This window comes from Heyndrickxia coagulans 36D1 (assembly GCF_000169195.2).
Lineage (GTDB): Bacteria > Bacillota > Bacilli > Bacillales > Bacillaceae_C > Weizmannia > Weizmannia faecalis.
The window spans coordinates 2,775,181-2,790,372 of the sequence record NC_016023.1; the positions used below are offsets into that span (position 1 = coordinate 2,775,181).

The following is a 15,192-nucleotide window of genomic DNA, read 5'->3' on the forward strand; positions in this document are numbered from 1 at the left end:
ACGACAGAAAAAAGCCCGAGGCCGAATCATTCCGTGCCGCAACAGGTGCATAAGCTTTTAAAAAACCGTGCGGGGTGATTTTTTCATCCCGTTTTTCTAATGGCAATCTGTTGTCTATTCGCCTTCTTTTATATATGATGGTAGTAAGAATGTATCAGAACGGGGGGTTCATATGAAATGTCCGTCTTGCCATAGCAACAATACGCGTGTGATCGATTCAAGGCCGGTGGACGAAGGCCGTTCCATCCGCAGAAGGCGTGAATGCGAAGACTGCTCGTACCGCTTCACCACGTTTGAAAAAGTGGAAGAAACCCCGCTCATTGTCGTGAAAAAAGACGGCAACCGCGAAGAATTTAACCGTGAGAAAATTTTGCGCGGGCTGATTAAAGCGTGTGAAAAACGGCCTGTGTCGCTGGACCAGCTTGAAAAAATCTCCATGGAGATCGAAAAAGAAATCCGCAGGCAAGGATATACAGAAGTCAGTTCCACCCTGATCGGGGAAATGGTCATGGACAGGCTGTCAAAAGTGGATGAAGTGGCCTATGTCCGCTTTGCTTCCGTTTACCGCCAGTTTAAAGATTTGAATGTTTTTCTCGATGAACTGAAAGAACTGCTCAACAAGAATGCTTAAACGGAGTGCCTTTTATGAAACAGATATGGAATGAAATACAGCCGGCTGACCGTTACCGCGCATCGTCGAACGGCCTGCTCCAGGATTATGATCAAAAGGTCATTTCGCTCCTGTACCAGCCGTTAATCGGGCCGCAATGTTACAGCCTGTATATGACATTATGGAATGAAGTGGAAGTCGGCCGGCTCTGGTCCGAAGACTGGAACCATTACCATCTGATGAGCTTTTTGTCCATGAATTTGTCTGAAATTTACGAAGCCCGGTTGAAGCTTGAAGGCATCGGGCTTTTGAAAACATATATGAAACAAACGGACGACATCCGCATGTTTATATACGAACTGCAGCCGCCCCTGTCCCCGGAACAGTTTTTTAACGACGGTTTGTTAAATGTTTTCCTGTACCGGCAGCTCGGCAGGACACATTTCCTGCGGTTGAAACACTTCTTCTCCGACCGCGCCGTAGAACCGGGTGAGTACCGGGACATCACCCGCTCATTCCAGGATGTGTATGCCGCAAAAATCGGCCCCGAAGTGCTGAATGACGCGGAAGCGCAGCAACTCAGCCGGCTGGAAGAAAACCGCCGCTATATCGAAAAAACCGCCGCCCCGGTCATAAAAATCGAAAACACCCATTTCAATTTTGACCTTTTATATGCAAACTTACGTGATGAACTGATTCCGCTGCGTGCCATTACGCCGGAAGTCAGAGAAGCGATTGTCAAGCTTTCATTTTTATACGGTTTAAATGAGCTGGACATAAAGAAAATTTTGCTCCAGGCATTGACGGCAGACTTGGAAATCCGGGTGGAGGATTTGCGGAAAATCGCGCGCAGCTGGTACCAGATTGAACATCATGATGAACTGCCGCGCCTTGTTGACCGCTTCCAGCCAGAAACGGATGCGAAAGAACAAAAAGAGCCGGAAAACGATGAGGAGAAATTCCTCCGCTACCTGGAAACGACCTCTCCACGGCAAATGCTCATCGATTTTTCAGGCGGCAGCGAACCGGCGAAAGCAGATCTTGCCGCCATTGAAGAAGTCATGTTTGCCCAGCAGCTTCCCCTCGGGGTTGTAAATGTACTAATCCAATATGTTTTATTTAAAACCGATATGAAGCTGTCGAAAAATTATTTAGAAAAAGTGGCTTCCCACTGGGCGCGCAAAAAACTGAAAACCGCTAAGGAAGCGATGGCGTTTGCCAAAAAAGAAGACCGCCAGTACAAACAATGGCTGAACAATAAAGAGAAGAACGGCACCGGACGGAGAAAGCCGGTCCGGGTTGAAAAGCTGCCGGACTGGTTTAAAAAAGAAGACCAAAAAACCGCTGCGGCCGCGGTCCAAGCCGATGGCGAGTCATTGGAAGAAAAAAGAAAAAGGCTTGAAAAAATACGTGAACAATACAAGAAAGGGTGAAGGCGGTGGAAAACATAAATGAGACACTCAAAAGGCTTTCATCCAATCCTAGTTTCCGCAAGCGTTATGAAGAAATGAAGCAGGAAATCATCACGCATCCCGACATCCGCGCTTTTTTGGATGCACACCGCGGGGAAGTCACAAGGTCGATGATTGAAAAAAGCTGGATGAAACTGTACGAATTCATTTCACAGGAAAAAAACTGCAGCCGGTGCAAAAGCCTTGGCGAATGCGTGAATATGATGAAAGGGTATGTGCCGGAACTCGTTATTGAACATGGCAATATTGAGATCCACTATAAAAGGTGCCAGAAGAAAATATTGGAGGATGAGCGCAATAAAACGCGCAGGCTGATCCAAAGCATGCACATGCCGAAAAAAATATTGGAGGCGTCCTTTGGTGATTTTTTCCTTGAACAAATGGGGCGTCTTGATGCATACGATTTTGCGCATCGCTTTGTCCGTGAATACGAGCCGGGCAAAAAAATGAAGGGACTATATTTATACGGCAATTTCGGCGTCGGCAAATCGTATTTGCTTGGTGCAATTGCGAACGAGCTGGCGGACCTGAAACAGGTCTCTTCTTTAATCGTGTACGTGCCTGAGTTTTTCCGCGAAATGAAGGACTCGATCGGCGACCACTCCACCGGGGAAAAGCTGGATACGGTGAAGCAAGTGCCCGTATTGATGCTGGATGATATCGGTGCGGAAACGAACTCGAGCTGGACGCGGGATGAAGTGCTCGGCCCGATTCTCCAATACAGGATGCAGGAAGACCTTCCCACTTTTTTTACATCCAATTTCAGCTATGAGGATTTAGAGTACCATTTCACTTATACCCAGCGCGGGGAAAAGGAAGAATTGAAAGCAGCGCGCATTCTCGAGCGCATCAAATATTTAAGCGCCCCTGTCCGAATGGAGGGGCCGAACCAGCGGGCCTGACCCTTGCATGAGGGGGCCCGCCTTTTTCATTTCGTAACGCTTTCCCGTCTTCTATTTGCTGATGCCACTTCATATACATAAGGTAAAGCAAACGAGAATGTTTTACCGTACAGGGGGGGCTTGGATTGGAATTCCTGATCAGGGACAAGGATGATGCATTATGGTTAAAAGCGTATTTTGCAAAGGAAAAACGGCGCACTGTGAAAATCCGGGAAGCAGTGCTGCATGGGAAAATACATTATGTTGTGGAAGCGGCCGGCAATAAACAGGAACTGCAGGCAGCCGTTGCAAATTTTATTATGAAGAAAAAAAGAAACGAGTGGATTTGTAACCAACTGAAACAAGCCTATTTTTTTCAGGCGGAAGAAGAGCAAAACCGGATACTCGAAATCGTAGACGGCATGCTGAAAGGAGAGCGGCCGGAGCTGACGGATCTGGCGGGTGAGATCGACGAACGCGCCGCTATTGAAGGAGCGGTCGCACCGCTGGTTGGCGAATCGTGCACATTGCCGCTCGCTTCCGTGCTGACGTTCCGCTTAAAAGGCTATTTTGACTGTCTTGACCGATACATCGGCATTGCGATTGACGAATACAAAATGGAACAGGAATACCAGATTTTTGTGCAAAGCCTTAGGGATTACTTAAAGCAAAAAGAACCAAAAAGGGAAAAAATAAAGCTTTGCCTCGGGGAACAGGTGAAATTTTACAACGGCCAATTCCGGGAAATGACGAGGGAAGAACTGAACGGATTGATTGACCGCAGGCTTCTGTCCAACCACCCTGTCTATATTGACTCAGTCACAATTGCACCGCTTTTATCGATTGCGCCCAGCCGGATTGAAATTTATACGGATACGCCGGACCAGGCTTTGATTCGTACGATATGCAATATTTTTGAAGAACGGGTGGCCGTGAAAAGCCGGATGCATTTTATGCACGATCAATTCGCCGCCAGTGAATAAAAAGGGGGCTTGAACCGGGGGCAAATGCAGCACGGCAACAAAATCAATCGCCATCCCTTGATTTTTTCATTGCAAACTTCTATAATTACTTACATAATCAATTGGAAATGAAAAAGTCAATGTGATGACGAGGACAACAGGATTCTGTTACCGCCTTTCAGAGAGGAAAGCCTCAGGCTGCAAGCTTTCCGGCACGGACAGGATGCTTACCGCCTCCGAACTTCAGTCGTGAACAAAATCAGTAGCGGCTGACGGATATTTCCGTTATCATACTCAAGCCGCGCGTAAAGACGTGCGGAAATGAGGGTGGAACCGCGTGTACAAAACTCGTCCCTTGCCGGGGGCGGGTTTTTTATTTTTTGGCTGTGTTTTCGTGCGGACGTGCTCGTACGGATGCCTGCAAAAAGCAGCCTCGTGCAGGCCGCCCGCGTGACAGCTTAATTTTTAAAGGAGTGGGACATATGGCAGAGATCGTAAAAATCACTTTTCCAGATGGTGCTTTAAAGGAATTTCCATTTGGAACAACAACGGAAGAGATTGCCCAATCGATCAGCCCGGGCCTCAGGAAAAAGGCGCTCGCCGGCAAACTGAACGGCAAACTGCTCGATTTGCGCACACCGATTGAAGAAGACGGCGCAATTGAAATCGTCACCCCTGAGCATGAAGATGCGCTCGGAATCTTGCGCCACAGCACGGCACATTTGATGGCACAGGCTGTCCGCCGCCTGTACGGCAATGTCAAGTTTGGTGTCGGCCCTGCAATTGAAAACGGATTTTACTACGACATGGATCTTGAAGTGTCACTCACGCCGGAAGACTTGCCGAAAATTGAAAAGGAAATGAAAAAAATTGTTGCGGAAAATCTTGAAATTGTCCGCAAAGTCGTATCCCGTGACGAAGCCAGAAAAATGTTTGCACATGATGAATACAAGCTTGAACTGATTGATGCGATTCCGGACGAAACGGTCACGGTTTATGAACAGGGCGAATTTGTTGACCTGTGCCGCGGCGTCCATGTGCCGTCAACCGGAAAAATTAAGGAATTCAAGTTATTAAACATTGCCGGTGCATACTGGCGCGGCGACAGCAACAACAAAATGATGCAGCGCATATACGGGACGGCTTTCTTCAAGAAAGAAGATCTTGAGGCCCATTTGAAATTCCTGGAAGAAGCAAAAGAACGCGACCACAGGAAAATCGGGAAAGAACTCGAACTTTTCACGAACTCGCAAAAAGTCGGACAAGGCCTGCCGCTCTGGCTGCCAAAAGGCGCAACGATCCGCCGCACCATTGAACGGTATATTGTCGACAAGGAAGTCAAACTTGGCTATGACCACGTCTATACCCCGGTGCTTGGCAGCGTGGACCTGTATAAAACGAGCGGCCACTGGGACCATTACCAGGAAGATATGTTCCCGGTCATGAAAATGGACAATGAAGAACTCGTGTTGCGTCCGATGAACTGCCCGCACCATATGATGGTGTATAAAAATACGATCCACAGCTACCGCGAATTGCCGATCCGGATTGCCGAACTCGGGCTCATGCACCGTTATGAAATGTCCGGTGCGCTCTCCGGCCTGCAACGGGTGCGCGGCATGACATTGAATGATGCCCATATTTTCGTGCGTCCGGACCAGATTAAGGAAGAATTCAAGCGCGTAGTCGAACTGATTCTTGAGGTATATAAAGATTTCAACATTACCGACTACTCGTTCCGCCTGTCGTACCGTGACCCGGAAAATACGGACAAGTATTATGATGATGATGAAATGTGGAACAAGGCACAGGCGATGCTGAAAGAAACGATGGATGATTTTGGTTTTGACTATTACGAAGCGGAAGGCGAAGCTGCATTTTACGGCCCGAAGCTCGACGTCCAGGTCCGCACGGCGCTTGGCAAAGACGAAACATTGTCAACCGTGCAGCTTGACTTCCTGCTCCCGGAACGGTTTGACCTGACGTATGTCGGGGAAGACGGTAAGCCGCACCGCCCGGTTGTCATCCATCGCGGCGTTGTCTCGACAATGGAACGGTTTGTCGCTTATTTAATCGAGGAATACAAAGGGGCGTTTCCGACATGGCTTGCGCCGATTCAAGTACAAGTGATCCCGGTATCACCGGATGCCCATTATGACTATGCGCGGAAAGTCCAAGAAGCGCTCAAGGCGGAAGGGGTCCGCGCTGAACTTGATGCCCGCGATGAAAAATTGGGCTACCGGATCCGTGAAGCCCAAGTGCAAAAAATCCCGTACGCGCTCATTGTCGGCGACCAGGAAGCCACAGACAATGCGGTCAATGTTCGCAAATACGGCGAGAAACAAACGGAAACGGTGCCGGTGGACACATTCCTCAGCAAGATAAAAGAAGAAATAAAACGGTAAAACAGACAAGAAATCACGCACCCTAAAGGACCACAAAAAGGTTTGCAGGGTGCTTTTTATTATATAATAGAGGAAAAAATGGGTTGGCACAGGGGAAGGGGACGGAGCCTAATGGACTTATTTCGGAATCGTCATTTTAATGCGTTGTTTTTTGGCAGGCTGTTCACCAATATCGGGGATAGTGTTTATTATATTGCGATGATGTGGATGGTTTTAAAATTAGGGGGGAACTCGACGGTTTATACCGGATTTGCCGGATTCTTATTTTCAATGACAGAGGTGCTGAGTTTATTTTACGGCCCGGTTCTTGATAAAATAAATGCAAAAAAATTGCTGGTTACAGCAAGCTTTTTACAAGCCGGCTTACTGCTTTTTCTTGTTGTTTTAAGCAAGTCTGGCATCATGAATGTCTGGCTGCTGTTGCTTTCCATCCCGGTTCTTTCGTTTTTATCGGAACTGACTTACCCGTTAGAAAGCGTATTATTGCCGAAAGCCGTGGAAAAGAAAGATCTCGTCAAGGCCAATTCACTCATGTCCATTGCATATAAGGGTTCGGATTTTTTCTTTAATGGGATTGCCGGGTTTATCCTCGCCGCTTTCTCGATGTCGATGGTGCTCGGGATGAATTCGCTTCTTTTTATACTCTCATCCATTCTGTTTTTGTTTTTAAAAGTACAGGTAAAAAGAAGCAAGCAAACCGGGAGCGTACGGGAAGAATGGCAGGCGTACAAACGGGATTTTAAAGAAGGCCTATCGTTTGTCAAACAGCCTTTCATCTTGCAATTATTAATCCCCTTGCTGTTTTTAAACTTTTTTTTCGCAATTGTAATGGTCGTATTGCCTTCTTTCGCCAATACTGCGGGCGAAGGCGCTTCATCCTACGGCATCATGACAGCGGCTTTGGGTTTAGGGGCTTTGGCGGGAGCGGCAGGCGCGGATAAAATCAGCCGGATATTTCCGTTTGGCAAAATATTGGCTGCAGGCTTTTTGCTCTCCGGGTTGTCCTGGCTTTTCATGATTTTATTGAGCAATGTTTCGATATGGTATGTTTATACGCTTATGTTTATTTCCGAGTTATCTATTGGCGCCACCAATGTTTTGTTTTCTGCCATATTTCAGCAATTGCCTGATGAACAAATGTTAGGGCGGGTCAATACCATCAACGTGAGTTTGCTATCGCTTGCGATGCCGGCAGGATCATTGATCGGCGGCGTGATGGCCAAGATCACTTCTGTCCAGCTTACCATGAGCTTTTTTGGAATAGGGTTGTTTGTCCTGGCACTGTTTTATATGGGAAGCGGAAGAATGAGAAAACTGCCAAAAGTTGTGGAGATTGACCATACGTATGTGAAATTAAGTAGATAAAAAAGGAGATAAATGGAAGGTACAACCATCATTCAGAAAAATGGATTGAAACCGGTGGCATGGTTAGGAGGGGAAAATGAAAAATTGATTTACATTTGATCCAATTTCCGTTCATTTTATATAAAATGCCGCTCTCTTGCCTACCGAAAAAAGCATGTAAATAGATGCTCAGGCTTGATGTAAAAGCTTTATTTTTAGAAGCTTTTGTTTCAACAAAGACAAGCATTTTCATTAAGCACTTCAGAGAGGAGACCAAAAAAACACTTGCGATTTCTCTGCCGTTTTGATAAAATAACGCATGTTGAGCCAAAAAAAGTTAAACAGATTTTCCGGGATTCTTGCAAATTGACATGGATACGGTAAAGTGATACAATAATTGAGTGAAATTGAATATAAGTTTGTGAAAAGAAGGAGCAGCCCGCTTCTCACCTGTTGACGCAATGGTGCAGTTGTCAGGTATCTATCAATGATCGTGATCATAAGCGCGGGTGTGTTCCCTGCGCTTTTTTTCGTGTGCAGTACGTTCAGGGCTTTTTCGCAAGCGAAATATTCACACGTTTGTTTGAAATTATCTTGGAGGTGGCTCATTATTAGCAAAGACATGATGGTGAACGAAGGCATTCGTGCCCGCGAAGTCCGTTTAATCGGCCAAAACGGCGAACAGATGGGAGTTAAATCCCGGAACGAAGCATTGGAGATTGCGGCACGTGCCAACCTTGACCTTGTACTTGTTGCGCCAAACGCAAAACCGCCTGTTGCCCGCATCATGGACTACGGAAAATACCGTTTCGAGATGCAGAAAAAAGACAGGGAAGCACGGAAAAAGCAAAAAATCATTAACGTAAAAGAGGTTCGTTTGAGCCCGACCATCGAAGAACATGACTTTAATACAAAACTCCGCAATGCCATTAAGTTTTTGGAAAAAGGCGATAAGGTAAAAGCCTCGATCCGTTTTAAAGGCCGCGCCATTACCCATAAAGATATCGGGCAGCGCGTCCTCGACCGGTTTGCAGAAGCATGTGCCGAAGTCGCCACGGTCGAATCCAAACCGAAAATGGACGGACGGAGCATGTTCTTAGTGCTCGCACCAAAAACAGAGAAGAAGTAACGTCAACTTAAGGAGGACTAATCATGCCAAAAATGAAAACACACCGCGGCTCTGCCAAGCGTTTTAAGAAAACCGGCTCCGGCAGCCTGAAACGTTCCCACGCTTACAGAAGCCATTTGTTCGCAAATAAAGTGACAAAACAAAAACGCCAGCTGCGTAAATCAACGCTTGTATCCGAAAGCGACATGAAACGCATCCGCCAAATGCTCGACAATCTGTAAGAAAACAAAGCTTTCAATTAGGAGGAAAAGATTATGCCACGTGTAAAAGGCGGTACAGTTACCCGCAGACGACGCAAAAAAGTTCTGAAATTAGCCAAAGGTTATTATGGTTCAAAACATACATTATTTAAAGTTGCCAATCAGCAAGTGATGAAATCCTACATGTATGCGTATCGCGACCGTCGCCAGAAAAAACGCGATTTCCGCAAACTGTGGATTACCCGTATTAACGCTGCGGCAAGAATCAATGGCCTTTCCTACAGCCGTTTGATGCACGGTTTGAAACAGGCAGGCATTGAAGTGAACCGCAAAATGCTTGCCGACCTCGCTGTGAACGATGCACAAGCATTTGCCGAACTGGCAAACAAAGCAAAAGCAGCATTATAATCAAAAAACAGAGCTTCCGGCATGCCGGGGGCTCTGTTTTTTAAAAAAGCATTATAAATTTTCCGTCTGCTGTCTGATTTCTTCCTGGTTCAAAGTTTCGTTTGCAGCTTCCAAATTGGCATGTTCGTCCACTGACTCGCCCGGCTGAAATTCTTTTTGGTCGGATGCGATTGTCATTTCAGGCTCTGCCGGAATTTTTGGCATCTTTTTCGTCATTTTAACCAAGAATAGTCCCCCTTCTGGTAAAAAATTTCCGGATTCCCCGGAAAAAAGTAAAAACCTGTTTTAGTTTGATATAATCATGGAAGAACTATACGAGGAGCGATTTCAATGGATGATGTCTTAAAAGTAAAATTATTGCATCCTGATGCACAACTGCCGCAAAGGGCCAATCCTGGAGATGCAGGGCTGGATTTATATTCCATCGAAGAAAAAAACATTGCGCCGGGGGAAGCGGAACTGATCCGTACCGGCATTGCCATCGAGCTGCCGCGCAGAACAGAGGCGCAGGTCAGGCCGAGAAGCGGGCTCGCTTTAAAACACAGGGTCACCGTTTTAAACAGCCCGGGTACGATTGATGAGGGGTACAGAGGAGAAATTAAAGTCATTTTAATCAACTTTGGAAAGACGCCATTCAAAGTTGAAAAAGGGATGCGAATCGCCCAAATGATTATCGCACCCGTTATGTCTGTCACCGTAAGCGTTACGGAACAGTTAGCAGAATCCGAAAGAGGGGAAGGCGGATTTGGGTCCACCGGGATTACCAAAATAAATGAAAAATAAAATTTCTTTTCGTGAGATTTTTTCAACGAAATTTAATCTGTGCATGGTATAGTGGTTCCTGAGCAATTAGATCCGAATAACGAGGAATCCTATGAACAGTTTAATACACTTTATAAAAGAGCATGCATTTGAACTGGCTGCAGTATTGTGTTTTGCGCTCCCGCCTGTTGGTCTGTTTATCATGCTTGTATTCAGCCTTTCGGAACTGTACAGGCATATCAAAAATAAACGGTTGTTTTCATCTTCCCCTGTCTCCTTTTTCTTTCTCTGTCTTTTGGCAGCAACCACCGGAGCGGCTGTGCAAATGGGAGAACCGCTCCTTCTTGCTGAAAGCTTAAGGATTTTGTTTTACTGGGGAATTTTCCTTAAAATTATGGACAGCGGAACAAGGGGCAGATTCAAGCATTTCCGCTGGATTGTGATCGGCTGTGGCCTTTATGGTATTTTCATTGGCTGGCTTCCAAAAATGTTGTCGGATGACCCAGTGCTGGCATTTCTGACCGGCACGGAGCTGTTCGGTTTTAAACATTACAACAGATTAATCGGCAGTACTTACAATCCGAATTTCACGATGTTTCTGCTACTGATCGGGATTTCATTTCTGTTTGCGGAGATGCTGAAAGACGCGGGCAAGAAAGACTGGAAAAACTTGATTTGGAAATGTATCCCGCTTTTTTTCCTTAGTAAAGGCGTCTTTGATACTGGATCACGGGCCGGTTTTATTTCGATGATATGCATTTATTTTATTTTCTTTTTCAGATGGAATAAATGGATTTTTGGAGGCGGGCTTCTGTTTCTGGCGCTCGGAGCAGGCAAGCTTGCGGCGGTCATCCCGAGAGTTCATTCCATTGAAGGTTCTCTAACGGGCAGGGAAAAGATCTGGTATCATTCCTATAAAATTTTTGAAACCCACTTTTTGTTTGGCACAACACCACTTGGTTTCGGGAAAGTATATGCCAGCCTGTTCCATAAAAATATTTACCACGCCCATGATATTTTTATCGGTTTTTTTGTCGAATACGGGGCAATTGGCGGTATTGCTTTTCTTGCTGTGTTAGCCATGGGGGTGTGCAAATTGGGCAGATTATTTTTCATAAAAAGAAATTATCGTTACTTGAACATTTTTCTGCTCAGCCTGCCGGTAATCGTCCTGACCGGCTTTCTCGATGAACCAGTTTTCTCGCCCCAAATCGGGATGCTGGCAGTAGTGCTTTTATCCTACTGGGAGCGGTATTCAAAGCGAATGTTTCAACCGCATGTCGCGTTTTTAAACAGGCTGAACGTCAAACACAACATATTAAAACGGCAGCTTCCCAAACCGGAACTGCAGTCTATCAGTCGGGCCATCACGGGAGAAATAAAAGCGATTGAATCCGTGGTCCATGAAACGGCAGAGCCATTTGAAATCTGCAAAAAAGAAGCCAGGAACAATCGGGGCAAACCGGACGAAAAAACGCCGGACAAAGAGCTGAGTGATAAAACACCGGATAAAGAAAACGAATAGAGGGACAAGCATATCTGTCGTATGAAGTGGCACTGCGCGATCAAACTTGCTTTCCAACAGGCAAAAAACGTCCCTACAGATGTTTTCAGGAGCGTTTGCAGATTTGCCGGCTAGCTGTTCAAGATAGGTTGAGGATGAGAAATCCGTTCAAAGTGGAAAAAAGGTTACGAATTGCCCAAATGACGATCGCGCCCTGGAAACGGTTAGCTGAATCCAAAAGAGGGAAAGGCGAATTCGGGTCCACAGAATAGGCTGCGGGAGAGGACATGGACCGAGCCATTTCTAAACAGATTGGAACCGGTAAAAGAATGAAAATGGGCCGGCGTAAATGTTCAAGAACAGGATCAAGAAAAAATGCGTCTCATTTTTAAAATGGATTGTCGCATACTATACTAGTATAGTAACCAAAAAAGGAGTGATAAAAAAATGACGTATCCACGATCTTTTTCACATATCGGCCTTTCCGTTCCTGATTTGGACAAAGCCGTTCAATTTTATACCGAGGTGATGGGCTGGTACGTGATCATGGAACCATCTGAAATTAAAGAAGACGACAGCGCCATTGGCATCATGTGCAAAGATGTTTTCGGCTCTGGCTGGGGGTCGTTCCGCATCGCACACTTGGCAATGGGCGACGGAACAGGTGTTGAAATGTTTGAGTTCAAAAACAATGAAACACCTGACAATAACTTCGAGTACTGGAAAACGGGCATTTTCCATTATGCCGTCCAGGATCCGGATGTAGAAGGCCTCGTGGAAAAAATAAAAGCGCACGGGGGTAAACAACGGATGCCGATCCGTGAATATTATCCGGGGAAAAAGCCTTACCGGATGGTTTACTGCGAAGATCCGTTCGGCAACTTAGTGGAAATTTACAGCCACAGTTATGAATTGACATATTCAGAAGGCGCTTATTAAGGAGGAACCGGAAATTGAAAGGATGGCTTATCGGGAAACCCGCAAGCATTGACGACCTCACATGGGGAGAAGTGCCGGATCCCCGTGCAGGTGAAGGGCAGCTTGTTGTGAAAGTGATGAGCACCGCTTTAAACCCGGTTGACTACCAATTGATTGAATCCGGCAATCCAAACTGGGTGTATCCGCATATAACCGGTGTCGATCTTGCGGGGGAAGTTGTTGAAGTTGGCCCGGATCCGTCTGGTTTTAAAACAGGTGACCGGATAGCATGCCACACCGATTTGAACCGGAAAGGGGCATTTGCACAATTTGCGGCCATTGATGCAAATGCAGCCGCAAAAATCCCTGATGGCGTTTCTTATGACGAAGCGGTAGCTGTGCTTTGTGCCGGGATGACCGCATATCAGGCAGTGGTGCAAAAATTAAACCATACTGACAAGCAAACGATTTTGATCCATGCCGGCGCCGGCGGAGTTGGCGGATTTGCCATTCAGCTCGCGAAAGAACTCGGGTTAAAAGTATTCACCACCGCTTCCGCCGCCAATCACGAATGGGTCAAATCGCTCGGTGCAGATACAGCGATAGACTATCATACAGAAGATGTCACAAAAAGAATCATGGAAGAGACGGACGGGGAAGGGGTGGACCTGATATTGAACACTGTCAGTTTCGCCGAAGCGACCGAAGATTTGAAGCGGCTCGCTTTTTCCGGCCAGCTCGCATATATTGCAGGCGCCCCGGACTTATCCGGCATAAAGCCGTTCACGCTTGCGCCATCGATTCATGAAGTCGCCCTCGGTGCAGCCCATGCGAGCGGCTCCGTCCGGGCAAAGCAAAACCTGGCTTTTATGGCGGATGAATTGATGCAGCGTGTGAAAAAAGGGACGCTGAATCCGATGGTCAACCAAGTGCTCCCGCGTGAGGAACTGCCGGCCGGTTTGAAAACCTTAAAAGGCCGCCACGTACGAGGAAAAATCATTGTCAGAATGCATGAAGCATGATTCTAAAAGCGCCCGCTGCCGGACTTGCGGGTACCCCAAGCGGGAACATTCCTGATTTTTGCCGGATTTGATCCATTCCCATTCAAATATGAACATCAAAACAGGCAGTGTGGTCACATCTTGCATGTTGATCACACTGCCTGTTTATCGTCAGCTGACTTTAAATTTATTCATTTCGGTATCCAGCTTGCCAGCCAGCTCTTGCAATTCTTTCGCTGATTGTGAAATAATCTCTGTAAAGGCCCGCTGTTCCTGGCCGGAAGCAGACATCTCTTCGGAACTTGCCGCAAAATTTTCAACTGTAGAAGTTATCTCCTGAATCCGCTTCGAAATTTGTTTTGATTTTTCGTTGATCGTTTCAATCCCTTCTGCGGTATGCTGAAAACTGCCAACAATGTTGCTGTAAGTATGTTGAATCTGATGAAAAGCAGCTTCCGTTTTGTGGAACGCATCTTTTTGTTCATGTATAAAGGCGTTTGCTTTGCTAATATTTTCAACAGCTGCATTCGACTTTTTCGTTGTCGTGGCGATCAGGTCTTTAATTTCCCGGGCTGCTTTTGATGATCCTTCCGCCAGTTTGCGAATTTCGCCGGCAACAACCGCAAAACCTCTTCCGGCATCCCCGGCCCGGCTCGCCTCAATGGAAGCATTCAATGCAAGCAGGTTCGTCTGTTCTGCAATGGAAGTGATAACATTGACAAATGCCTGGACCTGGTCGATCATCCCGCTCAGTTCTGTAATAGACTCGTTTGCCGTCGCTGTGATTTCAATATTTTGATCTATTTTTTTGAACTGATGGTCAATCGTATTCTGCCCTTCTTTTACGGCGTCAAGCGAAGCAGCTGCATGTTCTGCCCCGTTGGCAGCTTCCTGCGTAATGGTTTCAATGAGATTGACCACCTCGTTTAAAGTTTTATTGATGTCATGGACGGTTTCTGACAGCTGACTGTTCCCTTGCGCAAATTCATCAATGGAAGAGGCTACTTGATTGATAGATTGAAAACTTTCTTCCGTTCTTTTTGAGAGGGTATCCGTATGGGTAGCGACCTTTGATGAAAATTCCTTCAACCGTTTGGCCACTTCTCTTAAAGAGATTCTCGTTTGCCTGAGCGCCCTGGCAAGCTTGCCCGTTTCATCCTGAAAAGACTGAATTTTATCGAAAGACCCATTTTCTTCCCGTAAATCAAGTGCCGCTGTCTGTTCTGCCAGTTCGGCCGTTTGCAGGATCGGTTTTGAGATTACCCTACCCAGTATGTATGAAAGAATGATACCGATGATAAGGGAAATGAAAAGACCGATTAAAACATTTGTCGGTATGATTGCGATTCCGGCCGGGGGCACGTGGTTTCCGGTGCCGCTGTTTCCCTTGCCGATATTTCCGTAAACCGATGCCCCAATATTAATGGCAATCACAATCACAGAGTTGAGCACTGAGAGCATAATGATCTTGAATGAAATCTTTTTAACATTCTTTAACATAACGTTCCTCCACCATTTAAATCTGTATGTAGTATAGAAAAAAAGACTTAAAAAAGATTTAATCTTTTTGTTGCTTGCGGAATCCCTAATAAATTG

The 15,192-nt window shown here is 46.2% G+C and carries 15 protein-coding genes and 2 other annotated features; of the genes, 13 read left to right on the plus strand and 2 right to left on the minus strand.

Translation table 11 applies throughout. The annotated features are described in order from the left end of the window. The first annotated feature begins 172 nt into the window (after positions 1-172). The 9 genes from nrdR (at position 173) to rplT (ending at position 9,411) form a co-directional block, all read left to right on the plus strand. Entirely contained in the window at positions 173-631 is a 459-nt protein-coding gene (gene nrdR / locus BCOA_RS30360) for a transcriptional regulator NrdR (RefSeq protein WP_013859905.1), read from the plus strand. Positions 632-645: 14 nt separating this feature from the next. Further along, the gene (locus tag BCOA_RS30365; protein WP_014097770.1) at positions 646-2,043 is read left to right on the plus strand and encodes a replication initiation and membrane attachment family protein; all 1,398 of its coding nucleotides are present in this window, start codon (positions 646-648) and stop codon (positions 2,041-2,043) included. Then, positions 2,040-2,984 (plus strand): primosomal protein DnaI, encoded by a 945-nt coding sequence (gene dnaI / locus BCOA_RS30370; RefSeq protein ID WP_014097771.1) that lies wholly within the window; start codon positions 2,040-2,042, stop codon positions 2,982-2,984. The genes BCOA_RS30365 and dnaI overlap by 4 nt, the downstream gene beginning before the upstream one ends. A 125-nt stretch (positions 2,985-3,109) precedes the next feature. After that, complete coding sequence (locus BCOA_RS30375; protein ID WP_014097772.1) at positions 3,110-3,946, plus strand: putative sporulation protein YtxC; 837 nt, start codon at positions 3,110-3,112, stop codon at positions 3,944-3,946. Between the two features lie 115 nt (positions 3,947-4,061). After that, positions 4,062-4,284, plus strand: a binding site (T-box leader). A gap of 123 nt (positions 4,285-4,407) precedes the next feature. Further along, entirely contained in the window at positions 4,408-6,330 is a 1,923-nt protein-coding gene (gene thrS, locus BCOA_RS30380) for a threonine--tRNA ligase (RefSeq protein ID WP_014097773.1), read from the plus strand. Between the two features lie 111 nt (positions 6,331-6,441). Next, positions 6,442-7,695: an MFS transporter gene (locus tag BCOA_RS30385; protein WP_041818130.1), complete on the plus strand. Its 1,254-nt coding sequence runs from the start codon at positions 6,442-6,444 to the stop codon at positions 7,693-7,695. Between the two features lie 399 nt (positions 7,696-8,094). After that, positions 8,095-8,210, plus strand: a sequence feature (ribosomal protein L20 leader region). A gap of 71 nt (positions 8,211-8,281) precedes the next feature. Then, positions 8,282-8,803 (plus strand): translation initiation factor IF-3, encoded by a 522-nt coding sequence (infC, locus tag BCOA_RS30390; protein ID WP_071646874.1) that lies wholly within the window; start codon positions 8,282-8,284, stop codon positions 8,801-8,803. Positions 8,804-8,826: 23 nt separating this feature from the next. Further along, on the plus strand, positions 8,827-9,024 hold the full coding sequence (rpmI, locus tag BCOA_RS30395; protein ID WP_014097776.1) for a 50S ribosomal protein L35: 198 nt from the start codon (positions 8,827-8,829) through the stop codon (positions 9,022-9,024). Between the two features lie 33 nt (positions 9,025-9,057). Then, a complete protein-coding gene (rplT, locus tag BCOA_RS30400) occupies positions 9,058-9,411 on the plus strand; it encodes a 50S ribosomal protein L20 (RefSeq protein ID WP_013859897.1) in 354 nt (117 codons plus the stop codon). A 51-nt stretch (positions 9,412-9,462) separates the two neighbouring features. Here the strand turns inward: rplT and BCOA_RS35405 are convergent, their stop codons facing one another. Then, entirely contained in the window at positions 9,463-9,636 is a 174-nt protein-coding gene (locus tag BCOA_RS35405; protein WP_014097777.1) for a hypothetical protein, read from the minus strand. 105 nt (positions 9,637-9,741) lie between these two features. On the opposite strand from BCOA_RS35405, the gene dut reads away from it, so the two are divergent. From dut to BCOA_RS30420, 4 genes are all read left to right on the plus strand, one after another. After that, on the plus strand, positions 9,742-10,194 hold the full coding sequence (gene dut / locus BCOA_RS30405; protein WP_014097778.1) for a dUTP diphosphatase: 453 nt from the start codon (positions 9,742-9,744) through the stop codon (positions 10,192-10,194). A gap of 91 nt (positions 10,195-10,285) precedes the next feature. Next, positions 10,286-11,698, plus strand: a complete 1,413-nt coding sequence (locus tag BCOA_RS30410) for an O-antigen ligase family protein (protein WP_014097779.1) — start codon at positions 10,286-10,288, stop codon at positions 11,696-11,698. 426 nt (positions 11,699-12,124) lie between these two features. Continuing rightward, the gene (locus BCOA_RS30415) at positions 12,125-12,616 is read left to right on the plus strand and encodes a lactoylglutathione lyase family protein (protein ID WP_014097780.1); all 492 of its coding nucleotides are present in this window, start codon (positions 12,125-12,127) and stop codon (positions 12,614-12,616) included. Positions 12,617-12,630: 14 nt separating this feature from the next. Next, on the plus strand, positions 12,631-13,617 hold the full coding sequence (locus BCOA_RS30420; protein WP_014097781.1) for a zinc-binding dehydrogenase: 987 nt from the start codon (positions 12,631-12,633) through the stop codon (positions 13,615-13,617). 150 nt (positions 13,618-13,767) lie between these two features. On the opposite strand, the gene BCOA_RS30425 is transcribed toward BCOA_RS30420, so the two are convergent. Continuing rightward, positions 13,768-15,096 (minus strand): methyl-accepting chemotaxis protein, encoded by a 1,329-nt coding sequence (locus tag BCOA_RS30425; protein WP_014097782.1) that lies wholly within the window; start codon positions 15,094-15,096, stop codon positions 13,768-13,770. Positions 15,097-15,192: the final 96 nt, after the last annotated feature.